Here is a 22880-nt window from a genome sequence, read left to right on the forward strand (position 1 = left end):
GCAATGGGCGCAGATGCGCGCGTGAACACCGGGGTCGACGCCGAGGTCGTCCGGGATGTCAGTGCAGCGGCCGGGGCGTCCGGTCCGGCGCCGGGGGACGTCCGACTCACCAGCGTCCACAATTTCCGTGACGTCGCCGGCCACGGATACGCCCTCGAGCCGTCCGGGACCATGGCCCGCGGTCTGGTCTACCGGTCCACCACCTTGTCCGTGGGTGAGGACGACCTCGGCGTGCTCAACCGGCTCGGGGTGAGCACCGTCGTCGACCTGAGGACCGACGAGGAGATCGTCCGTCAGCCCGATGTGATCCCGGACGGGGCCCACTACCTCGCGATCGACGTGCTCGCCGGGAACACCTCCGCCGCCGCCTTCACCGGGGCCGGCACGTACAGCGTCGAGGACGCCCGGAGGGAGACGGCGATCATGTACGAGCGATTCGTCGTCGGGGACGAGGAGCGGACGGGTTTCGGACGCGTGGTCCGCGCCGTGGCGCGGTCGACGGGCCCGGCGATCGTGCATTGCACCGCCGGCAAGGACCGGACAGGCTGGACCTCTGCCGTCCTGCAGCTGCTCGCCGGCGTCCGCGAGGAGGACGTGATCGCCGACTACATGTTGACGCGCGAGCTGTCCGTCGACTTCGTCAACGCCATCCGCTCCTACGTCCGGGCGGAGATGCCCGAGCGCCTGGAGGCGATCGACGTGCTCATCGGGGTCGAGGAGGCCAACATCAGGCGGTCGCTGACAGCGTTGAACCGAGAGTTCGGCGATGTCCGTCGATACCTCGTGGACGGCGCCGGAGTAGAGGCGGGCCTGGTGGACGAGTTGGGGGCGCGGCTCAGAGCACCACGATGATCGCGCCGAGCACGCCACCGAAGGCGATCGCCTCGAGGACCACCGCCACCGTGCGGCCCACCTCGGTCCGGGCCATGGAATGGACTCGGGGGCCCGCCATCGTCAGCGCGAACACCAGCACCAGCAGCGCCACACCCACCAGGGTGTCGGCGAGAAGCGCCGCGACGCCGTAGACGGCGCCGAGGCCGATCACCCCGCCCGTCGCCGCGGCCGAGACCGCGGTCAGCGGCGCGGGGAAGACCGCAGCCGGGGCGGCCTCGCGGATCCCGTGGTCGTCGAAGCCGGGGCGGGCCTCGGGCCGGGCCTCCTCCTCGGGGCCCTCAGCAGGAGGAACCGGGACGGAACGGCTCCGGCCCCCGTCCTCGAGCATCAGATGTCCGTTCATGTCCAGGACCCTACGTTCGTTTTCCACGGGAACGCTCGGTCGTCGATAGGAATCTGAGTAGAAAACGGAACGCACTGGTCAAGGCGGTGTGACAGCCGGAGAGATCGGTCACAACCGCCGGCTGAGCCCCCCTCCGGGCCCTGCGGCTGCAGGACCGCCACAGGGCCCACCCGCGTAGGATCTCGCCTGGAACCGGTGGGGGCCGGGTCTGTTCGACGGTGGGGAAGATCGGGGGATCAGCGTGGGAGCTATGGGTGCACTCGGAGGGTGGTTCGAGCCCGGAGACCATGCGGGAAGGGCGTTCGACGAGGCCGAGGCGGTGCTCCTGGCGTGTGAGGACCTCACGGCCGTGATGGAGACGATCCGGCGCTCGGATTCCCCAGTCGAGGCGCGTCGCGCCCTCAAGCTGGGGTTCGGCTTCTCAGGACGGCAGGCCGCGTTGCTCCTCATGCTCCCGGTGATGTCGTTCACCCGATCCGAACGTGACCGGATGCGCGACAGCCGCCGTGACCGGCTGGACCTCTTCGCCGACGTCACCGGCTCGATCCCGGCCCTGCGGCAGGACGACGTCCGATCGGCACCGGCCCCTGTGGACGCGGGCCCCTCCGTCGCCCGGCCGGAGTGGGTCGCCGATCTCGACGGCGCCCTCGAACGGATCCGGTGGGCGATGGAGGGGGAGAGGGGCGACGGTTCGGCTACACAGGAGTCCGTGACCACCGTGGCTCCCGTGACCACCGGGGCTCCCGCATCGACCGGGCAGGTGGTTCGTCGATCGCGGTCCGGACGCGTGGATGACGCCTCGGTGGTGCTCGACGAGCAGGTCGGGGAACTGTGCGACGCGCTGGCCGAGATCGTGCAGGTGGAGGGGCTGCCCGATGCGTGGCTGGATGATCCCCGGGCGTCCGATTCCCGGGCGGGCATGTTGCTCGACAGTTGCGGTGTCGACGATTCGGTGGGGATCCGCACGCTTGCCTGGCACCTCCGCCGGACGGGCCTGGACGCGGTCGAGGGACTGTTGCCGTTCGCCGACCCGCTGGACCCGGCCCAGGGCTTCGATGTCCAGGCGCGGATGTTCGAGCGCGCCATGGCCACCGGTGGGCTGGGTTCGGAACCGGGGCCCGGGGTGACCTGGGCCGGGAGACTGTGGCCGATCGCGGAGAGGCGGGGTTACGGGTACGCGGTCTCCTACCGGGACGGTCCGGGTGCCGGAGCGGTCTGGGCGTACGGCGGGGACGAACCGCTCCACCGGGTGTGGGACTCGGTCGTGGACCTGCTGGTGGAGCTGTACCGGGCGGCGACCACCGGCGAACCCTGCGATGCCGCCATCGCTGCCGCGACGCACGGGCGCGTGGCGTGGACGAACCTCAGCTGAGGTCCCGACCTATGACGGTGGCCCGGCCGCCGCGGCAGAACACGAGGTCGACGCGGCTGACCGTCCGGCCGGTGGTCGCGCCCAGGAGTTCGGCGTACGCGCACAGCTGGAGCAGATAGTCGTCCACGGTGGCGCAGGTGACGGCGACATCGGTCTTGTAGTCGATGACGGACAGGGACCCGTCGGGGTGGTCGACGACCAGGTCGACCACTCCCTCCACCGCGACGGACGTGCCGTCGGCCGTGGTGAGGGATCCCGCGACCGGCAACTCCGCCCAGTGCGGGCGGACAGCCGCCCTCCGCACGGGGTCCGAGGTGAGGGCCGTGCGGGCGACGGCGACCATCTCCTCGACGGCCTCGGGGGACCTGGCGCCGCGGACGCCGCCACCGAGACCGAGGGCGGTGAGCTGATCGGCCGCCCACGACTCCCACTCCTGGATGGCCGAGGAGGGGGCTGCTGCGGCGAGCTCGGCGAGATCGGTGTGTTCGGCCAGGTGATGGACGGCGGTGCCGACGTCGGGACCGGAGGCCAGGGGGACCGTACGGGGTGCGGGCGGCAGTTCCTCCTCGCGCGTGGGAGCGGGCGCGAAACGGTCCCACACGGCAGCGGCCAGTTGCTCGGGTAGCGAGGGGTCGGGCCCGCCCGCGGGGTGATGGGCGATCCGGGTCGCCGACCACCCGGCTCGCTCGGCGGAACGGGCGACGACCTCGCGGCTGCGGTCGTTCCATTCGTCCCGTCCGGGGACGTCGACGGGGGGTGCGGGCGCCGGTTCGAGCAGGTCCTGTCCGTAGGGCACCAGCTGCGGCGCGTCGGGCACCTCCATGACCGAGCCGAGGAGCGAACCCCACAGCTTCCGGGGTTTCGGGTTCGTCTCCTTGGTCAGAACGTATCCGTGCCCGGAGACGGCGAGGCGACTCTCCGCGCGCGTGGCGGCGACGTACAACAGCCTGATCCGCTCCGCCAGTGAGTGTTCTGCCTCGCGTTCCGCGGCCCGTGCGAACCCGGGATCGCGCACCGAGGTGGAGAACGAGGCCGCGGGCCGTGGAGGCTCGTCGTCCGTCCACAGCAGCCTGTCCCGGTCACCGGGCCACTTGCGGCTCATCCCGGCCAGCACGACCATCGGGTACTCGAGACCCTTGGCGGCGTGGATCGTGGTGATGCGCACGGCGTCGACCCCGATCTCCGGGATCGCCGCCTCCGGGACCCGGGCGTCCTCGGCGGTGAGGGCCAGCGCCCAGTCCGCGTACTCGCGCAGGTCGGCGCGGGCGGGGTCGGCGGCGGAGTCCTCCCACTGCCAGGCGTGTTCGATCACGAATCGGATGCGTCGCCACAGGTCGCGCCGGCGGGGCGACTCGGCGACCGATTCGAAGACCATCCGGTCGTGGACGAGTGCCTCGAGGATCTCGCCCGGCCGTCGGCTCCGCCGGGACAGGCCGGAGAGGTAGTCGATCCCCACGGCGACGGGGGAGTCGACGAGGTGGTCGGGCGCCGGGGCGCCGGGGGCCCATGCCCCACCGGCCGCACGCCAACGGAGCAGGTCGTCGTCGCCACAACCGAAGAGCGGGGAGCGGAGCGCTCCGACGAGCGACGCCTCGTCGGCCGCGTTGGCCACGGCCCGCACGGCGAGGAGGAGGTCCCGGATCTCGGGGGTGCCGTAGACGATGGACGACGCTTCGGTCCGGAAGTCGATCCCGGCGTGGTCGAGGCATTGTTCGATCATCGGCAGGGAGCCCCGGGAGGGCAGGAGGATCGCGATGTCCCCGAGGCGGAGCGGGGTGTGGCCGCCATCCTTGGACTCGTGTGTCCACTGCTCGCGGACGGCGGTCGCGATCACCCGTGCGACATCGGAGGCCTCGGTCCAGTGCCGTGTGAGGTCGTCATTCGCGTCCGCGGGGCAGTGATCGGGCAGCGTGGGCACGTCCTCGGTGCGGAACACGAACGGCCGGGGCCCGTGTGCGGGGTCGTGCGGGGGCCGATCAGGACCCGGTTCCAGTTCCCGGTACCCGGGCTGCACGCCCTGCGCGGCGAGCATCACCTCCGAGAACACCGAATTGACCCAGTCCAGCACCGCCCGCGAACACCGGAAGTTGGTGGTCAGGCGCTCGAGCTCGACCCCGTCCATCCGCTGCGCCCGCAGGTAGGTGGAGATGTCCGCCCGGCGGAAGCGGTAGACGGACTGTTTGGGGTCGCCGACGGTGAACAGCCTTCCGGCCACCGGCCCCGATACCGGCCCCGCACTCGACCCGGACGTCGACCCGGCCCCCTGTCGGCCGTCCTCGGCGGTGAGGAGTACGGCGAGGTCGAGCTGGATGGGATCGGTGTCCTGGAACTCGTCGATGAGGATGCGCGTGTACCGGCTCCTGACCCGGTCCCGCACCGCGGGGTCCTGCAGCAACTCCCGCGCCAGGACGAGTTGGTCGTGGAACTGCAACGTGCCGCGCCGGCGCCGGTCCTCGGCGTGCCCGTGGATGACCGGGATGAGGGCGTCCAGGACGATCGCGATGCGGGGGCGCCAGTGGGCGGACAGGACCTCGGTGCAGATCGAGGGCAGTCGCTTGATCTCCTCCTTGATCCCCCTGACGGTGTCGGCCCCACCCCAGTTGGGCCCCTTGCCCCCGCTTCCGGGACCGAGGGGCTTGGCGAGGAGTTCGACCCAGGTGGGAGAGGCCGTCGGATCCGCGGCCGCCGACTGCAGGTCCCTCAGCCAGTCCTCGTGCTTGGAGAGGGTCTGATAGAGCTTGTCGGTCTCGTCCTGGCAGGACTCGCGCCAGCCGATGATCGACCCGATCGCGGCGACGATCTCCGCGAGATCGGGGGTGGCGGGCAGCTCGGAACCGGGAACCCCGCCGGAGTGGAGGGGACCGCGCGGGAGTCGGTCCCAGTCGCGGTGCAGCGCCTCGACGATCTCGCGGAAGGCGAGGGTGCCGACGCCGGCGTCGAGCATGTCGTCGACCGCCTGGGCCAGGATGCCGGAGCGCGCCCCGTCCCGGTCTCCGCCGAACAGGACGCTCGCGCATTCCTGCCACATCGCTTCCACGGCCGTGGCCTCGGCGGTGTCCTGCTGGGCGGTCACCTTCGGGGGTATCCCGGCCTCGAGCGGGTTCTCCGAGAGCAGGCGCAGTGCGAACGAGTGCAGGGTTCCGATCGCCGCGGTGTCGAGCCCGGCGAGTGCGGCGTCCGCGCGGTGGTCTCCGCCGTCCCGACGGTCGACCAGGTGGACCCGCAGCCGGTCACGCAGTTCGGCGGCCGCCTTCTCGGTGAACGTGATCGCGGCGATCCTGTCCACGGGCACCCCGTCGGTGAGGAGGAGGGTGCTGAGCCGGCGGACCAGGGCGTGGGTCTTACCGGTGCCCGCCCCGGCCTCGACGAAGAGGGTGGCGGCGGTGTCCCGTTCGACCCGGTCCCGGGCGGGTTGGTCGTGAAGCGTGCTCATGAGGTCGATTCCGATCCGGTCCCGGCGGTGTCCCCGGTGACGATGCCGACGAACGCGGGATGGGACGCCAGTGGCTCCCGCCCGGACAGCCGCTCCCACGTGCGGTCCAGGTCCGCTCCTCCGAGGAGTTCGGCCAGGTCGCGGGAGGATCCGCGCCCGCCCTTGAGGGGGAACCATCCCCGCTGGATGGCGTCGACCAGGTGGCCGACGTCCGAGCGGACCCGGTCCATGACGGTGTCCGAGATGGCGAGGGAGATCTGCTCGAAGCCGCCGCGTTCGGTGCAATACCAGTAGCGGGCCTCGCACACGGCCATGTGCCGGGCGGAGGCGGCGGCCGCGGCGTACAGGGGGAGCTGGAACCGGGTGCCGGCCACGGTGGGGTCGTCCTCGCCCGGGCGCAGTTCCGCCCCGGGAGGCGTGCCGGTCTTGTAGTCGGTCACGCGCTGCGCACCATCCCGGACGTCGAGTCGGTCGATCGATCCGGCCAGGAGCAGGGTCTCCGGTCCGCGGGAGGTGCTCACCTCGAACGGGATCCGGGCCGTCGGCTCTCCGGGCAGCTCGCGCCCGAATCCGAACTCGGTGGCGGTGGGGCGCCAGCCCGCAACCGAATCAGCGCTGTCCTCCTCGAACCACCGGCCGAGCTCGACTTCCAGGAGCATCCGTCGCCGGCGCCACAGGGGGGCGAGCAGCCCGGGGGCCGCGGCGACGGCCTTGTCGCACTCCTCCGAGAGGGCGCGCATGAGCAGGTCACGATCCGGACCGACCCCCAGCTCGAGTCGGTCGTCCACGTATCTCTGCAGGATCGCGTGGACCAGGTCGCCGTAGTCGCGGAGGTCCATCTCGATGTCCGCCGCCGGGTCGTCGAGCACGCGGACTCGTAGAACGGTCGCGAGGAAGAACAGGTAGGGGCTCTGGGCCCAGTCCTCCAGGCGGGTCGGCGAGACGGGTGTGTCGAGAACCGTGACCAGGTCGTTCACTGACGACACGTCTCCGGTGAACCGCGAGAACACACCGAGCCGCCGGTCCCTGCGCATCTCGTGGGCCCGGATGAGTGGCTCCGGCGCGGTGGGTCCCGCCCGCCACCCGCGTGCCGCCAGTTCACGGAGGCGTAGCTCGGTGAGGGTGGCCGGATCGGGACCCAGGAGGGGTGCGGGCGAGAGGACGCCGTCGACGAACGAGGGGACCGCGGTGACGGCGGGGCACCCCGCCACGGCGTCCTGCCACCGGGTGGCGTGGACCTGCCGGCCGGTGAGGCGCGAGACCGTGGGCAGGAGCCACCGGGACGGGATGCGGTGTCCGCCGCCCCGCATCGACCCGCGGGGGAACGAGCACAGTCGACGGTTCGCGCCCGCCGACAGGGCCAGCTGGAGGACCCGGTACCGCTCGTCGAGCAGTTCGGAGGCGGGCGGTCCGACCGCTCCCTCGGGCAGCAGCGGGTCGGGTCGGTGCAGGACGGGTAACAGTCCCTCGGCCATGCCCACCACGCACACCGTGTCGAGGTCCCGGCCGACCGCGTCGTCGATCGGACCCAGGCTCACGCCCGCCCCCTCCTCGCCGACCCGCTCGGTGATCGAGTCCAACCGGGTGGACACGGCTCCGACGATCCGCTCGCGGGTGATCGCGGGCGACAAGGTGTCGAGGTCGGCGAGAGAGCCGACCGCGGCCTGCACCGCCGCCCGGTTGGGGGTCTGCCGGAAGACCGAGGTGAGCAGGGCGTCCAGCGTCTCACCGACCTCGGACCAGGTCCGTGCGGATTCGAGGGCGCCGAGGGTGGACCGGATCCTGTCGACGAGGCGAAGTAACGCCGCGGCGGCCGCCCGGTCGGAGTCGGTGAACCCGTCCCCGGGCTGATCACCCCGGTCCGCGAGGCGTTCGGCCAGGCGGGCCCAGTCGCCCGCTCCGATGACCGGGAGACGCGTGCGGGTGAGCAACTCCAGCCGACGGGACGAGACCGACGCGCCCTGCTCGTCGAGGATCACCACGGCTCCCTCGGCCACGATCGAGAGCAGGTCGGCGCGCGGCATGAGTCCCGGGTCGATCGCGAGTAGTCGCACGAGGGACCGGCCGGCGGGCGTGCGACCGAGATCGGTGGCGGAGGGTCCGTTGACGACGATCCCCGCCTCCGAGAACGCCCGGAGCGCCAGTCGGAGATAGGGATCCGGCGACGGGTAGTAGACGCCGATCCGGTGCCCCGGGGTCCCGTCCGCCAGGCGTGAGCGGACGAACCGGACCACGGCCCGCACCTCGTCATCCGGGTCCGACGCGTGCAGGACGTGGGTTCCCGTGACGGCGCCGTCGCCGTCGGGCTCCGCCGCGGAGGCCAGGTGGTCGGCTCCCGTCCCGGGGATCGGCGTGACCCCTCGCGCGTCCAGGGCGGCGCGCAGACGTCGCTCGGTCTCTGTTCCCCTCAAGGGGGCCGCGAGGACGACGCGGCCGAGACCGTCGAGCCTCTCGAGCGCGGCCGAGACCGCCTCGAACTGCGTGTAGTAGGTGGCGCCGGTCATCGCACGGGCCTGCTCCGACAACCGGAGCACCTCGGCATGGAGCCGGTTCTCCGCGGCCACCGACCCCGCCTCCACGGTTCCCAGCCGCAGGCAGGCCCGGGCCACCGCCTGGCCGGTGACCGGCTCGCCGGCCACCGCCCGGAGTTCGCCGGGGTCCGCGTCCAGGGCCTTCTCCACTGCCGCCTCCAGGAGCGGGAACGGCAGCGCGGCGCGGGGGGCCAGGGCGGGTGCGGACAGCTCTGCGACCACCTGGTCGGCGGTCCGCACCGCGACGCCCGCCGCGCCGCCGGACAGGGCCAGCGCCCGGACCAGGTCCCGCGCGGCACCGAACGAGGCGACGATGACGGTGATGCGACCGAGGGCGTCGTGCGCGCGGAGTCGACGGATCTCGGCCACCACGGGAGAGCCTGCGATGGGAAAGCCAGCGGCGGGGGACTGGGAGCCGGTCACAACGTCATCGTGCCTCACGGCTACGACAGGTCGGCTCACCCCGTGCCGATCACGCGGACCGCGGCCGCCGCCCACCGAGCGGCGTCCACCGCGACCCCCGGGTGGTCCTGACGGTGCGGGATCACGGCCTCGACCACCCGGAAGGGCAGGTCCAGGACCGGATCACCGGGGTCGAGGTCGGGGCGACACCCTGAGACGAGCTCCCGGTAGATCCCCCGTAGTTCGGAGCGGGCGGCCCGGAACTCGTCGAAGTCCTCCCCGGCCAGCTCCGGGAGCACGTACAGCATCCCGATGTTCCAGCGCGAGGCCAGGAGTCCCTCGACGTCGATCGTCGCGAGTTCCCGGAGGACCTCCCCCGGGTCCCGGCTCCCGTCGCGCAGCCCCCGGGCCCTGTCCAGGGTGGGGCGCACCGTCGTGTCGAGGAGGGAGACGAGGATCGCGGCCTTGGTGGGGAAGTGCGTGTACAGCGAGGCCTGCCGCAGGCCCACCGCGTCGGCGATGGCCCGGGTCGAGGTCGCCGTGTACCCGCGGGTGGTGAACAACTCCGCCGCCGCGTCCAGGATCTCCTCTGCCGGGGTCGCCCCGGGACGGCGCCGGTCCACGAGGCGGGGCCGTCCGGGTGAGGACACGGTGCTCCTTTCGGGCGCAGACCCGCGATACGGGTCCTAGGGGGTGACGCTCCGATCCATCGTGACACGGAGGAACTCGAACCGGTGCGCCGTGGGATCGACGCTCCGGCGAGGGGGCACCGGCATCGAGGAGACCGCGGCCTGGACCCACGACCCGCGATCGGTCCGGGTGAAGTCGAGGTCCACCCCGTGGGCGCGCGCGGCGAGGAGCGCGGCGACCGCGGCGGCCCGCCCGTTGCCCTCCCGGAAGGGGTGGACGTAGTTGAACCGCGCGTACCAGTTGGCCAGTGCGATCGCCACCGTCGTCGTCCGGCTGGCGGTGCCGGGCGCCGACGACAGGGCGTCGGCGACGAGATCCGCGGGGTTCTCGAGCGGAGCGGTCATCATGGCGACGCGGGCCGTGGGCGCGAACGCCGACCCCTGCTTGCTCAGGCCGACGATCCGCGGCAGACCGGCCCAGGGGTACACGTCGCAGAACAGCGCCGCGTGGACCCCGGACACCGTCCGGGGGGCGTGCGCGGGATCGCGGAGGAGACGTGCCCCCGCGGCGACGGCGAGCAGGGCCTCCGCGCGGCCGAGTGCCCGGGCCGAGGTGAGGCCGAGTGAGTTCTCCAGCACGGATGTCCCTCGGATGAGGTACGGGGTGCGTCGGGCGAGGATCCGGGGCCGGGGACGCCGGGTGGCCTCCGGGGGGAACGCGTTGCGGACGTGGAGGCGGATCAGCCGCCCCGGGGCCGCGCTGTCGACGAGGTCGAGGATCTCGTCGTCGTCCTCCTCCGGCCTCCACCCCTCCAGCGCGGAGATCGCCAGCATCGCGCTGGTGGCCGGATGGCGGGTCACCCCGGCTCCCGGAGCTCGCCGGTGGACCGCAGGTAGTCGAGGGTGCGCTGCGCGCCCGCGATCTCGCGAGCGGTGGAGCGCAGTCCGGCGCGCTCGGCGGTGGTGAGGGCGGACAGGGGGACCCGGTCGCTCCCGGGCCCGTCGGACCCGGCACGGAGGCGGACCTCCCACCGCAGCCGCGCGGCGAAGCGCGTGGCCGCGCGCAGGGCCTCCCAGCGGTCGTCGGGCAGGACCCGGGGGTCGGCGGCGAGCTCGAGGCGTGCGTCGGTCGAGGTGGCCGTCACCCCGGCCCGCAGCGCGGCCCACCGGGCGAGCTTGACGACCGGGGTGAGGACGCAGGCCTTGAGGTCGACGACCGGGTCCGACCGCAGGGCGCGGGTGAGCCGGGACGGCACCGATGCGCGGGTGGACAGTGCGTCGGCGAGGATGTCGGTGAGGATCACCGGGTGACCGGCCACGGCTCGGGCGGCGATACGGGGCAGGAGTTCGGGGTCGTCGTGGCCGTCCGTCAGTGGCCGGGCGTCGGCCAGGAGTCCCAGGTGGACGACCCCCAGGTCCCGCGCGGGGGCGTCGGCCCACCCGTCGGCGGCCCGCGTCCACCCGGCGACGCTCCGGATCAGGCGGGGATCGGCGGCCGAGGCGGGGGACGTCTCGGCGAACCAGGGCTCGTGCGAGAGGTCGGTGGAGGCGACGGCGCGGCGCACCGCCCGGCCGTCGGGTCGGCCGGGGTCACGGGGGGCGTCGGGATCGACGACGACGGCGAGGGTTTCCAGGTCGCTCCCCGGGACGGCCTCCCCGCGGCCCACCGATCCGGTGACCCAGACGGCGCGGGAGACCGCCGGGCCCAGTCGTGCGGTGAGCTCGCGCCGCACCCCGTCCGACCAGGCTCGCGCGCGCTGGTCGCGGGGGTCACGAGGGGTCGGCATGGGGGCATTCGATCATGCGACCGGGCCACCCGCGAGGGGTGGGCGGAGGCGTGAGGGCCTGTTAATCGGATGGAAACACCGGGCAACCCGGGGGTCACACGCGAGGAGAAAACTATCGGCAGACAGGAAATGGTCCGGCGCAGCTCGGGCTCCTGCTATCGACAACCACCCCGAGAGGAGCCCCGGGCATGAGCGATCCCTCCGGCCTCGCCACCCCGGTCCCCGCTGGTCGGGATGACGAGTCCACCCCGGCTCCCGCACGTCGCGGGGACCACGACGACCTCGCCGACCTCGGTTACGACCAGCAGCTCCACCGCAGCCTCGGCACCTTCGCGTCGTTCGCGGCCGGGTTCTCGTTCGTCTCGATCCTCACCACGATCTTCCAGCTGTTCGGGCTGGGGTACGGGTTCGGCGGACCGGCGTTCTTCTGGACCTGGCCGATCGTGTTCGCGGGCCAGTTCCTGGTGGCCCTGTGCTTCGCCGAGCTCGCGGCCCGGTATCCCCTCTCGGGAGCGATCTACCAGTGGTCGAGGCGGATGGGCGGCGAGATCGTCGGGTGGTTCGGGGGTTGGTTCATGATCCTCGCCCAGATCGTCACCGCCTCCGCCGCGGCCATCGCGCTCCAGGTCGTGCTGCCCAGTATCTGGTCCGGCTTCCAGATCATCGGCGACGACCCGGCCCTCACCTCGCCCTCCGGCGCGGCGAACGCCGTCCTGCTGGGATCGGTGCTGCTCGTCATCACCACCACGATCAACTCCCTCGGTATCAGGTGGATGGCCTACGTCAACAACATCGGCGTGACCTGCGAGATCGTCGGAGTCGTCGCGGTGATCCTCGCGCTGCTGACCCACGCCGTCCGCGGGCCGCAGGTCGTCTTCGACACCGCGGGCATGGGGGACCAGCCCGGGTACATCTGGGCCTGGGTCGTCTCCGGCCTGATGGCCGCCTACGTGATGGTGGGCTTCGGCTCGGCCGGCGAACTTGCGGAGGAGACCGTCAACCCCCGCCGGGTCGCTCCACGGACCATCCGGATGGCCCTGACCGTCTCGGCCCTCGGTGGCGGACTCATGATCCTCGCCGCGCTCATGGCCGCGCCCAGCCTCACCGACGGCCGGCTGGCCACCGAGGGGCTGCCGTACGTCCTGAACTCGGTGCTCGGGAACTTCTGGGGCAAGGTGCTCCTCGTGGTGGTCGTGGTGGCCATCTTCATCTGCACCCTCGCCATCCAGACCGCGGCCACCCGGTTGATGTTCTCGATGGCCCGCGACGGGCGCCTGCCCTTCTCGGCCACCCTGTCCCGCGTCAACCCACGCACCGGTACCCCTATCGCCCCGGCCGTGCTCATCGGCGTGTCGTGCATCGCGATCCTGCTGGTCAACATGGGCAACGCCGCGATCTTCGCGACCCTGGCCTCGGTGTGCATCATCCTCATCTACCTCGCCTACCTGTGCGTGACCGCGCCGCTGCTCCTGCGCCGCCTGCGGGGATGGCCGAACGGCCCCCGGCTCACCGACGCCGAGGGCAAGCCGCTGTTCTCGCTGGGCCGCTGGGGGATCCCCGTCAACGTCCTGGCCGTGGGGTACGGACTGCTCATGACGGTCAACCTCGCCTGGCCCCGGACGGAGATCTTCGACCCCTCGGGACAGACGCCGTGGATGCGATGGGCCGGCGTCCTGACCGTCCTCGCCGTGGTGGGGCTCGGCATCCTGTGCTTCCCCCGCGGCAAGACCCATCCCAAACCCGTCACGATCGGAGAGTGACCTGATGACCAGCGCCACCGAATCCAGCACGACCGACTCCAGCACCACCGACAGCACGTCCACGACCTCGGGCGCCCGCGAACACGCCCGTGCCCAGGCCGGCGCGATCACCGACGCCATGCCGGTCGTTCCGGCCACCGACTGGCCCCACCCGCCGGCGGACATCCCGACCGACCGTCTCACCTGGGCGGAGTCGATCCCCGGCGGCCGGTACACCGCGCTCACCCTGGCCCGCGGCACACGGATCCGCCTCACCGACCGGGACGGCACGGCCTGCGCCTCGCTCATGATGTGGCGGGCCGACGCCCCCTGGGAGCGCCTCAACACCGCCGACACGGTCAAGGTCCCGTGGCAGGCCTACCTCGGGACCGGTCATCCGTTGCTCTCGGACCAGGGGCGCGTGCTCGCGACGATCGTCGCGGACACCTCCGGCCACCACGACGCGCTGTGCGGCGCCTCGACGCTGGCCGGCAACGTCGCCCGCTACGGGGCCGGAGCACCGGAGTCCGAGTCACCGGCGGGGCGGGAGCTGTTGCTGCTGGCCGCTCTCAAGCACGGATTGACCGAGCGGGACCTGCCCCACACCGTGTCGTTCTTCCACGGCGTCCGGGTCGCGGACGACGGGGCGCTCGTGTCCACCGGCGGTGCCGGGGCCGGGGCGACCGTCGACCTGATCCTGCACCTTCCCGTCGTCGTGGCCGTCGCGGTCGCGGACCACCCGCTCGACCCATCGACGCGGTACCACGCCGGGAGCGTGGAGCTCCTGGCCTGGAGCGCCTCACAGGATCTCGACGCCCTCCTGGCGGGCTCCTTCCCCGGCGTCGGGGACGACCTCGAGTACCGCCGCGCCGTCGCCAACTCCGAGGCCGCCCACCGCGCCTTCACGCAGATCGACTGAGGAGAACCCCATGACACGTTCGACCGTCACCCCCGCAGACCTTCCCCCCGCAGCTCTTCCCCCCGCAGAGCTGGCACTCGCCGGCGGCGCCGTGGTCGCCGACGAGACCGTCGCCGCCCGGGCCGCCTGGTCCCGCGTCCTGTTCCGGGGGCAGACCCTGACCATCGTCGATCTCGAGGGAAATCAGGCCGTCGACACCCTGTTCTACGACGCGCACGACCCCACCCGGCGCTACAGTGCCCCGGCGACCGTCGCCGCCCAGGGGTCGATCTTCCTCACCACCGACAGCGTGCTGCGGGACGACGCCGGCGAGCCCCTGGTGACGATCACGGCCGACGAGGTGGGCAACCACGACACCCTCGGTGGCGCGTGCTCGCAGGAGTCCAACACCCTGCGGTACGGCCACCACACCCGGCACCAACACGCCTGCGTGGAGAACTTCCTCCGCGAGGGCGCCCGGCACGGACTGGGCAAACGGGACCTGGTCCCCAACGTCAACTTCTTCATGAACGTGCCCGTGGATCCCGACGGCACCCTCGGGATCGTCGACGGACTCTCCGCGCCCGGCAAGCGCCTTGCGCTGTGCGCCGACCGCGACGTGATCGTCCTGGTCTCCAACTGCCCGCAGATCAACAACCCGTGCAACGGCTTCGACCCCACGCCGGTGCGGATGATCGTCACCGCCTGAGTCCGCCACCCGCGAGCCCGCCACCCGCGCACCCGTCACCACAGGAGACGCCACCATGACCCGCCTCGAGATCCTCCACCCGGGACTCATCACCACCGTCCAGGACTGGCCCGGCCGCGTCGGGTACTGGGGCGTGGGCGTCCCGCCATCAGGGGCGATGGACGACTACTCGCTGCGACTGGCCAACACCGCCCTGGGCAACCCGGAGGGTGCCGCCGGTCTGGAGTGCACCCGGGGCGGCCTGCGGATCCGGCCTGATGCCGCGATCACGGTCTGCGTGGGCGGCGCGCACGTACGCCCCACGGTGGACGGTCGCCCGGTGGCCCAGTGGAAGCCGGTCCCGCTGGACGCGGGATCCGTCCTCGACGTCCCCGTGGTCGACGGGCCGGGCATGCGCGTCTACGTGGCGGTCGCCGGTGGCATCGAGGTGCAGGAGTATCTCGGGTCGTCGTCGACCTTCACCCTCGGACGGTTCGGGGGACACGAGGGACGCACCCTCGCGGCGGGGGACACCCTCGCCGTCGGGGAGCCCGGACCGGGCGAGCCCCGCCGGATCCTCGCCGACGAGGTCCCGGCCATCGGCCATCACTGGCACATCGCGGTGGCCGAGGGGCCGCACGGGGCGCCGGAGTTCCTCACCCGCGCAGGAATGGACGAGCTCTACGCGGCCAGCTACACGGTGCACTTCAACTCGGACCGAACCGGGGTCAGGCTCGAGGGGCCACGACCGAGGTGGGCCCGGCCCGACGGTGGGGAGGCCGGCCTGCACCCGTCGAACGTGCACGACAACGCCTACTCGGTGGGCGCCCTGGATTTCACCGGGGACACCCCGATCCTGCTCGGTCCGGACGGCCCGAGCCTGGGGGGCTTCGTCTGCCCCGTCACCGTGGTCAGCGGAGACCGGTGGAAGCTCGGCCAACTCGCGCCCGGGGACACCGTGCGGTTCGTCCGCGTGCGGGTCGACACCGCCGGCGATCGTGCCGGGATCGCCGGGGCGGCGGCGGCCGGCCGCCCGTACGTCCTCGGCGACGGCGGTGACCGCGACGACGGCGTGCTGGGCCGCGGGCACACCGCCGACGGGGTGACCGAGGTGACCTACCGTCGGGGTGGGGACGACAACGTGCTGGTCGAATACGGACGGATGGAGCTCGACCTCGAGCTGCGTGCCCGCGCCCACGCCCTCTACCTGCACCTTCAGGTGAACCCCGTGCCCGGCCAGCAGGACCTCACGCCCGGTATCCGGTCGTTGCAGGTCAAGATCACACCCGGCCGCAGTACGGTCGGCGCCACCCTGGCCGCCCTCCGTGAGGCCGAGGCCGCGCTGCCCGCCGCCGAGGACCTGGCGGTGTCGAGTAGGCGCGTCCGGCTGCCGCTGAGCTGGGACGACCCCGCCACCAAGGAGGCCATCGAGAGGTATATGTACGGCGTGCGCGACGACGCCCCGTGGTGTCCGTGGAACATCGAGTTCATCCGCCGGATGAACGGCCTGGAGACCGCAGACGACGTCTACCGCACCGTCTTCGACGCCGAGTACATGGTGCTCGGGCTCGGGGACGTCTACCTCGGCGCCCCCGTGGCCACGCCGCTCGACCCGCGGCACCGACTGGTGACGACCAAGTACAACCCCGCCCGGACGTGGACCGCGGAGAACTCCGTCGGCATCGGTGGTGCGTACCTGTGCATATACGGGATGGAGGGGCCGGGCGGCTACCAGTTCGTGGGCCGCACCACCCAGGTGTGGAACCATCGCCACCCCGAACCGGCACCGGGATTCGACCCCGAGCATCCGTGGCTGCTGCGGCACTTCGACCGCATCTCCTGGTACCCCGTCACCTCCGAGGAGCTGGCCGACCTCCGCGCCGACACCGCCGCCGGACGAGGCCGCGTCGACATCACCGACGACACGTTCTCGCTGGCCGAACACACCGCGTTCTGCGAGCGGGAGGCCGAGTCGATCGCCTCCGCCCGACGCCGGATGGAACACGCCCGCGCCGAGGAGTTCTCGCGCTGGGCCGCCAGTGGGGAGCTGAGCGCATGAGTACCGAGACGACCGGAACCGACCTGAGGGCCCGGGCCGAGGCGGCGGTCGACCACGTGGTGGCCCGACTGGCCGAGGCGGACCGGCCCGAGGTGTTCATCCAGGTCCGCCCACGTGAGGAGCTGGTGGACGACATGATGGCCTCCCTCGCCGCGGGGGGCCCGCTCGCCGGGATGACGCTCGCCGTCAAGAACAACGTCGACGTGGCGGGGCTACCCACCACCGCCGCGTGCCCCGGGTTCGCCTACCTGCCTGATCGGGACGCGGTGGCCGTCGCACGCCTCCGCGCGGCCGGAGCCGTGGTGCTGGGGGTGACGAATCTCGACCAGTTCGCGACCGGCCTGGTCGGCACGCGCAGTCCGTACGGGGCCGTGCGTGCCGCGCACCGGCCCGACCACGTGTCGGGCGGATCGAGCTCGGGCTCGGCGGTGGCGGTGGCGCTGGGGATCTGCGATCTGGCGATCGGCACCGACACCGCCGGGTCGGGCCGGATCCCGGCCGGGCTCAACGGGATCGTCGGCATCAAACCCACGCTCGGCGTCGTCTCGACCGACGGGGTGGTCCCCGCCTGCGCGAGCTATGACTGCGTGACCATCCTCGCCCGCGACGTCCGGACCGCCGCCCGCGCGACCGGGGTGATGGCCGGCGGAGAGGGAACCCGACCCTGGCCCACCGACACACCGCTGGACGCGGGACCCGGCGCGACGATCGCCGTCCCGCGTGAGCTCGTGGCCATGGCCCCGGGGTGGGCGGAGGCGTTCTCGGGCGCCGTCGACCGGGCCCGCGCGCTCGGGTACCGGGTGGTGGAGATCGACCTCGGGCCGTTCCTCGCCGCGGCGAGGCTGCTCTACGACGGCGCGCTCGTGGCCGAGCGGTATGAGGCGGTCGGTGACTTCCTCGACTCCGCCCCGCACTCGCACCCACGCCCGGACGCGGGCATCGACCCGACCGTCCGGGACATCATCACCCCGGCCCGCGACATCACTGCGGTCGATCTGTTGCACGACCGCCGGGAGGTCGAGGCCTTGCGCGCGGAGGCGGTGGCCGAACTCGATCGTCTGGGTGCGGCTGCACTGCTCGTCCCCACCGCGCCCTTCCACCCGACCATCGCCGAGGTGGGAGCCGACCCGATCGCCCTCAACAGCCGTATGGGAACGTACACGAACTTCTGCAACCTCTTCGACCTGTGCGCCGTGGCGGTGCCGACCGACGAGATCGACGAGGGGGACCGCGGGACGGCGCGGTTCGGCGTGACAGTGGTGGGCAGACCCTTCCACGACGGGCCGGTGGCCGACATCGCGGCCGCCCTGTCCGGGGAACGGAGATCCGGCGCGGAGCCGTTCGTTCCGTGGCCGCTGAGCGCGGGGGCGCCGGCGGTCGACCTGGTCGTCTTCGGCGCCCACCGCCGTGGGGGCCCGCTCGAGCACCAGCTCATCAGCAGGGGCGCGGCCTGGCGTGGGCCGGTGCGGTCCAGCGCCGACTACCGGATGTACCGCCTCGCCACCGAGCCACCCAAGCCCGGGGTCCTGCGGCACCCGGACGGCGCCGCACTGCTCGGCGAGAGGTGGAGCGTCTCCCCGGCGGCGCTCGGCACGTTCCTCGACCAGTTGCCCAGGCCGATGCAGCTCGGCCGCGTGACGTTGGCGGACGGCACGGAGGTGGTCGGATTCGGCTGCGAGCCCACCGCCGTCACCGCGGAGGCCGACGACCTCACGGACCTCGGGGAGTGGCCGATCGGGTGAGCACCCGGGCCCTGCCCGCGACCCGGCCCGGGGTCGGGTGGCGACGGGGCCGACAGCGACGCGGATGCCTGCTCCCTTCCCTACAGAACTGTACGAGCCGTCCGGATCCGGGCCGGCCGTAGCGGGGGAGTGGTCCGATGTCGTGTGGCTGGGATGACGGGTCCGACGGACCGCGCGAGAGGTGGGGGCAGCAGGGTTATCGGCCGGAACCGCAGCGCTCCGGCTCGGGCGCGGTGATCGCCCTGGTCACGATCCTGGCGGTCCTGGGACTGGTCCTCCTCGGTGCGCTCGCCTACCTGCTCCTCCGAGAGCCGACGCATCGGGGTGGACCGACAACCGGCAGGCCCGCTGCAACGCCGGCGACCCGGTGGTGGCCGGGGGCTATGCGTCGGTGTCCAACAACGACGTCGTCTACTCGATCGATGCCGGCGGGATGGAGATCTACGAGGACGGTGTCCTGATCTCCTCCCAGCCGATGGTGGAGTTCTGGGCCGGGTGAGGTGGCCGGCCTCGGCGGATACGCTGGGGGTCAGGTCCCGCACCCGTCGCGACCTTGAACAGTGAGGTGAGCGCCCGTGAGTCAGCTCGTGTCCTTCTACGAGACCGCGCCGGTCACCGACAAGCGCGGGTTGCTCACCGACGTCATCCAGCGGCCCATGCAGGTGAGGTCGGGATATGACGTGGTCGAGGGTGAGGTGGTTCCGCGGGTGGTCTACGTGCAGGCGCCGATCGAGGGCCGTCCGCTGCTGGTGCCGTTCGGACAGTACGACGCGTGGAGCCTGCGGCAGCGCTTCGAGGAAGCCTTGAGGGTGATGAACACCCTGGGGGCCTGCGAGATCGAGTGCGCCACCTACAGCGCCCGCCGCAACGCCGTCGCCGCGCGCGTGGGGGTGGGCCCGATGGCCGGGTGGGGCAAGGTGACCCGCACCCAGAGCACGGACTTCGACTACTCCTTCTCGGGTTCGGGCGCCTCGCCGCGCGACCCCGGGCCGATCCGCTGGACCAACATCCCCGGATTGGACGCCGCCAAACAGTCGGTGCTGCTCAACGGCGGCCGCCGGGTGGAAATCACGATCGAGTCCGAGTCCGAGTTCGCCGCGGATTCGGACCTCGCCCGGCGGCTCAAGTCGGCCGGCCTGGTCCTCGGACTCGAGGGGCGGACCCAGGCCAAGACCCTGCTGCGGATCAAGGCCGAGTTCCCGGCGGTGTGACCGCTCACCCGCTGGCCGGCGGCACCAGCGCCGCGACGTCGTCCACCGCCCGGCGGAGCTCCCGCGAGACCGCGCAGTCCCCGAGGCGTCGGGTGACCGCGTCCGAGATCGACCTGTAGAACCACAGCTTCTCCTGCGGACCGGCGTTGAAGAGCTTCCACATGTCGTCACCGAGGCGGCCATGGGCGGCGACCATCGACCGCAGGTTGTGGATCTTGTCCGCCGCCGAGACCAGCAGGCACTCCACGGAGTCCTCCGCGAGCGCGGCGAGGTACCCCTCCTTGCGCACCCGCCAGGGCGGGGTCGTCTCTCCCGCGGTCTTGTCCTCCGAGACGCCGCGGACGATCCCGGTGACCCGTGCGCCGAACTCGGCGGTCATGTCGTCGGCCGAGTAGACGGACGGTGGGACGTCCTCGAGGACGTCGTGCAGCAGCGCGGCCACCGCCACGTCCGGGTCGTCGGTGAAGTCGGACACGATCATCGCCACCGCCACGGGGTGCGCGATGTAGGGCGTCGGGTCGTCCTTGCGGGTCTGGCCGGCGTGGCAGCGGGCCGCGACCGCGAGCGCACGGTCGATGGTGGGGGTCCAGGTGAGGGGCACGGTGCTCTCCGCTGCAGTCGGAACCGGCCGGCCGGGGCGGAACCGACCGGCCGGGTGGGGACGTCGAACCTCATGACGACGAGACCAGGACGACGACGAGACCAGCACGACGACGAGGTGAGCATATGCCCGACGGGACGATCAGAGCGGACGCGGACAGGATCGCCTCCGCCGTGGCGGTGTTCCGCGAGTCCGGGGAACGCGTCGCGGAGGTGACGTTCCCGCACGTCGCGGCGGGCGTGGCGGCGGCGCTGCCCGGGGGTTCGGCGATCGCGTCCGCTCTCGACCGGGCGTGTGGCGCCGCGGCGGTCTGCGCGACCCGGAGTTCGGGGCGCCTGACCGGGCTGGCGGACTTCGCCGAGCAGGCGCACCGTTTCCTGGAGGCGCGGGACGAGGACTTCGCGGACCTGCTCGCGCAGGTCGCGCCGCGGTGAGTCAGACCGCGGTGAGTCAGAACGTCTTGGCGTCGATCACGAACCGGTAGTGCACGTCGGACCGGACGACGCGGTCGTAGGCCTCGTTGATCGTGTCCGCCGAGATGAGCTCGATCTCGGCGGTGATCCCGTGCTCGGCACAGAAGTCGAGCATCTCCTGGGTCTCGGGTATCCCGCCGATCATGGATCCGGTCAGGATCTTGCGCCCCGCGGCGACGGACCCTGCCCGCACCGACATCGGCTCGGTCGGGATCCCGATGTTGACCAGCGCCCCGCGCGGCTTGAGCAGGGCGAGGAACCGGTCCATGGGCAGGTTCGCGGACACCGTGTTGAGGATGACGTCGAAGGAACCGCGGAGCCCGCGCAGCGTGGCCTTGCCCTCCTCACCGGCGGTCGCGTAGTGCTCGACCGCGCCGTACCGCAGCGAATCGTCGCGCTTGGAGGTGGTCTGCGACAGGACCGTCACCTCGGCACCCATCGCCACGGCGAGCTTGACCCCGACGTGTCCGAGCCCGCCCATCCCCAGCACGGCGACCTTGGTGCCCGGGCCGACGTTCCACTGCCGCAGCGGCGAGAACATGGTGATCCCCGCGCACAGCAGCGGCGCCGCCGACGCCGGGTCGAGACCGTCCGGCACCGACACCACCATGGGCTCCTCGACCACGATGTGGGTCGAGTAGCCGCCGTTGGTCACCGGGCCTTCGGGGTCGCCCTCGGGCAGCGGCGAGCCGTAGGTGGCGATCGCCCCGCGCTCGCACTCCTGCTCCTGGCCCGCCATGCAGGACGAGCACTCGTGGCAGGCCCCCACCAGGCACCCGACGCCGACGCGATCGCCGACCGCGTGTCGGGTCACCTCGGACCCGACCTCCTGGACGATGCCGACGATCTCGTGCCCCGGCGCCACGGGATAGGCGGTCTGGCCCCACTCGCCGCGCACGTGATGGATGTCGGAATGGCAGATCCCGGCGTACTCGATCTCGATGAGCACGTCGCCCGGGCCGGTGTCCCGCCGCCGGATCGTGGTCTTCTCCAGTGGCGCGTCCGGTGCGGTGGCGGCGACGGCGGCGACGTCCATGTGATCTCCCTTGGGTCGAGTGAATCGTGAGCTGATTGTTGATTTGGCTATCAGCCACAGTAGAGGGATTTCGTGCCCTGCCGCCGAGTCGACATCCGAGGCTGCACTGGTGCGGAAATGCGAAGGTGCCCTCCTGAACAGGATTGATACGTCTCGTACAGAGTCCGTACCGCCAGCTCAGAAGGGCCTCGCGTGATCCACCTTCGTTCCGCATGTTCAGCTACAGCGAGTCAGCCGAACTCTCCCGATAGAGGTCAACTACCGGCGCTTCCGAGGCTGCCGAAGACGTCGACGCTGCCGAGGTTGACGCTCCCGGTAGTGGTGACCGAGAAGTTGCGGAAGTGCATCGCGACCGGGAACTGCGCGTCCTGGAGGGCGCTGATCTCGCTGGGTCCGTCGAGCGGTGCGATGCTGTCCTCCGTCACGCAGATCGTCGTGGCAACGTAGTCCCCGTCGTTCAAATTCGGGACGCTGACCTTATGCGGGCTCGCGAAGGCCCCTTCCTGGCCGAGCAGGTCGCTGGTCTCGTTGACCACGACGCGGAGATCAGACTGATCGGTCGGCCAGACCGGGTTGCTGAAGAGGTCCTCGGCAAAGCTGTCGTCCCAGGTTTCCGGGTCGATGTCCTCTTGGCTGATAGAACCCTCGACCACCAGCGGGCCGACACAGGCCATGTTCTCCGGTGCGACGACAGTGAAGTGGGCAGTGTCGCCACTGACGTTCACTGTGAGTTCGGGCGAGTCGATCTTGAGGATATCTGTGGGGTCGAACGCCTGAGCCTGGGCGATTGCGGGCGCGATGAACGAGCCCGCACCCATCAGGGCAGCGGCGATGGCAGCGGTGCCGTACGTACGGATTGATGCTGAGGTCATGGAAATTCTCCTGGCTGAGTTGACAGTGAAGTGAGAGGTGACGTGGTCGTGGGACCTAGTGGTCCTGGCTGTCCTGCTGGAGGGGAGCGCGGTAGAACCTCTGTCGGTGCAGGACTCAGTCGAGCGGGTTCGGACCGCGCGACTACTCCCCGTGGGCGACTGCAGGCCGA

The 22880-nt window shown here is 71.9% G+C and carries 19 protein-coding genes; 10 read left to right on the forward strand and 9 right to left on the reverse strand.

The annotated features are described in order from the left end of the window. The first annotated feature begins 3 nt into the window (after nucleotides 1–3). Nucleotides 4–852, forward strand: coding sequence for a tyrosine-protein phosphatase (locus H483_RS22220; protein ID WP_141244218.1), 849 nt, complete (start codon nucleotides 4–6; stop codon nucleotides 850–852). On the opposite strand, the gene H483_RS0118965 is transcribed toward H483_RS22220, so the two are convergent. Continuing rightward, a complete protein-coding gene (locus H483_RS0118965) occupies nucleotides 836–1237 on the reverse strand; it encodes a hypothetical protein (RefSeq protein ID WP_017835449.1) in 402 nt (133 codons plus the stop codon). The genes H483_RS22220 and H483_RS0118965 overlap by 17 nt on opposite strands. Nucleotides 1238–1487: 250 nt before the next feature. Between H483_RS0118965 and H483_RS22225 the strand changes: the two genes are divergently transcribed. Beyond that, nucleotides 1488–2609 (forward strand): hypothetical protein, encoded by a 1122-nt coding sequence (locus tag H483_RS22225; RefSeq protein WP_017835450.1) that lies wholly within the window; start codon nucleotides 1488–1490, stop codon nucleotides 2607–2609. Here H483_RS22225 and H483_RS22230 read toward each other — a convergent pair. Genes H483_RS22230 through H483_RS22245 form a run of 5 tightly spaced genes read right to left on the reverse strand, consistent with a single transcriptional unit; the run spans nucleotide 2602 to nucleotide 11391 of the window. Then, nucleotides 2602–6042: an exodeoxyribonuclease V subunit beta gene (locus H483_RS22230; protein ID WP_017835451.1), complete on the reverse strand. Its 3441-nt coding sequence runs from the start codon at nucleotides 6040–6042 to the stop codon at nucleotides 2602–2604. The genes H483_RS22225 and H483_RS22230 overlap by 8 nt on opposite strands. Beyond that, a complete protein-coding gene (locus tag H483_RS22235; RefSeq protein WP_017835452.1) occupies nucleotides 6039–8996 on the reverse strand; it encodes a PD-(D/E)XK nuclease family protein in 2958 nt (985 codons plus the stop codon). Before H483_RS22235 ends, H483_RS22230 begins: the two co-directional genes overlap by 4 nt. Nucleotides 8997–9031: 35 nt before the next feature. Continuing rightward, on the reverse strand, nucleotides 9032–9625 hold the full coding sequence (locus H483_RS22240) for a TetR/AcrR family transcriptional regulator (RefSeq protein ID WP_042328789.1): 594 nt from the start codon (nucleotides 9623–9625) through the stop codon (nucleotides 9032–9034). Between the two features lie 36 nt (nucleotides 9626–9661). Further along, on the reverse strand, nucleotides 9662–10465 hold the full coding sequence (locus H483_RS38080) for a Fic family protein (RefSeq protein ID WP_017835454.1): 804 nt from the start codon (nucleotides 10463–10465) through the stop codon (nucleotides 9662–9664). Then, nucleotides 10462–11391, reverse strand: coding sequence for a putative nucleotidyltransferase substrate binding domain-containing protein (locus tag H483_RS22245; protein ID WP_017835455.1), 930 nt, complete (start codon nucleotides 11389–11391; stop codon nucleotides 10462–10464). The genes H483_RS38080 and H483_RS22245 overlap by 4 nt, the downstream gene beginning before the upstream one ends. A gap of 188 nt (nucleotides 11392–11579) precedes the next feature. Here H483_RS22245 and H483_RS22250 point away from each other — a divergent pair, with 188 nt between their 5' ends. From H483_RS22250 to H483_RS22275, 7 genes are all read left to right on the forward strand, one after another. Further along, nucleotides 11580–13151: an amino acid permease gene (locus tag H483_RS22250; protein ID WP_017835456.1), complete on the forward strand. Its 1572-nt coding sequence runs from the start codon at nucleotides 11580–11582 to the stop codon at nucleotides 13149–13151. A gap of 4 nt (nucleotides 13152–13155) precedes the next feature. Next, entirely contained in the window at nucleotides 13156–14049 is an 894-nt protein-coding gene (locus H483_RS22255; RefSeq protein WP_017835457.1) for an urea amidolyase associated protein UAAP1, read from the forward strand. Nucleotides 14050–14059: 10 nt separating this feature from the next. Continuing rightward, nucleotides 14060–14737, forward strand: coding sequence for an urea amidolyase associated protein UAAP2 (locus H483_RS22260; RefSeq protein WP_017835458.1), 678 nt, complete (start codon nucleotides 14060–14062; stop codon nucleotides 14735–14737). A gap of 55 nt (nucleotides 14738–14792) precedes the next feature. Then, on the forward strand, nucleotides 14793–16775 hold the full coding sequence (locus H483_RS22265; RefSeq protein ID WP_017835459.1) for a 5-oxoprolinase/urea amidolyase family protein: 1983 nt from the start codon (nucleotides 14793–14795) through the stop codon (nucleotides 16773–16775). Continuing rightward, on the forward strand, nucleotides 16772–18517 hold the full coding sequence (gene atzF, locus H483_RS22270; protein ID WP_017835460.1) for an allophanate hydrolase: 1746 nt from the start codon (nucleotides 16772–16774) through the stop codon (nucleotides 18515–18517). The genes H483_RS22265 and atzF overlap by 4 nt, the downstream gene beginning before the upstream one ends. Nucleotides 18518–18887: 370 nt before the next feature. After that, nucleotides 18888–19016, forward strand: a complete 129-nt coding sequence (locus H483_RS40360) for a hypothetical protein (RefSeq protein ID WP_256378830.1) — start codon at nucleotides 18888–18890, stop codon at nucleotides 19014–19016. Nucleotides 19017–19092: 76 nt separating this feature from the next. Further along, nucleotides 19093–19728, forward strand: coding sequence for a hypothetical protein (locus tag H483_RS22275; protein WP_017835462.1), 636 nt, complete (start codon nucleotides 19093–19095; stop codon nucleotides 19726–19728). A gap of 4 nt (nucleotides 19729–19732) precedes the next feature. Here the strand turns inward: H483_RS22275 and H483_RS22280 are convergent, their stop codons facing one another. After that, nucleotides 19733–20329 (reverse strand): HD domain-containing protein, encoded by a 597-nt coding sequence (locus tag H483_RS22280; RefSeq protein ID WP_017835463.1) that lies wholly within the window; start codon nucleotides 20327–20329, stop codon nucleotides 19733–19735. Between the two features lie 125 nt (nucleotides 20330–20454). Here H483_RS22280 and H483_RS22285 point away from each other — a divergent pair, with 125 nt between their 5' ends. After that, entirely contained in the window at nucleotides 20455–20763 is a 309-nt protein-coding gene (locus H483_RS22285; RefSeq protein WP_017835464.1) for a hypothetical protein, read from the forward strand. A 16-nt stretch (nucleotides 20764–20779) separates the two neighbouring features. Here the strand turns inward: H483_RS22285 and H483_RS22290 are convergent, their stop codons facing one another. Both H483_RS22290 and H483_RS22295 read right to left on the reverse strand, forming a co-directional pair. Continuing rightward, nucleotides 20780–21838 carry an NAD(P)-dependent alcohol dehydrogenase gene (locus tag H483_RS22290; RefSeq protein ID WP_017835465.1) on the reverse strand — a complete coding sequence of 353 codons (1059 nt, stop codon included), beginning with the start codon at nucleotides 21836–21838 and terminating at the stop codon, nucleotides 20780–20782. A 254-nt stretch (nucleotides 21839–22092) separates the two neighbouring features. Next, entirely contained in the window at nucleotides 22093–22710 is a 618-nt protein-coding gene (locus H483_RS22295) for a hypothetical protein (protein WP_017835466.1), read from the reverse strand. Nucleotides 22711–22880 lie beyond the last annotated feature (170 nt).

Source organism: Dietzia sp. UCD-THP (genome assembly GCF_000349585.1).
Lineage (GTDB): Bacteria > Actinomycetota > Actinomycetes > Mycobacteriales > Mycobacteriaceae > Dietzia > Dietzia natronolimnaea_A.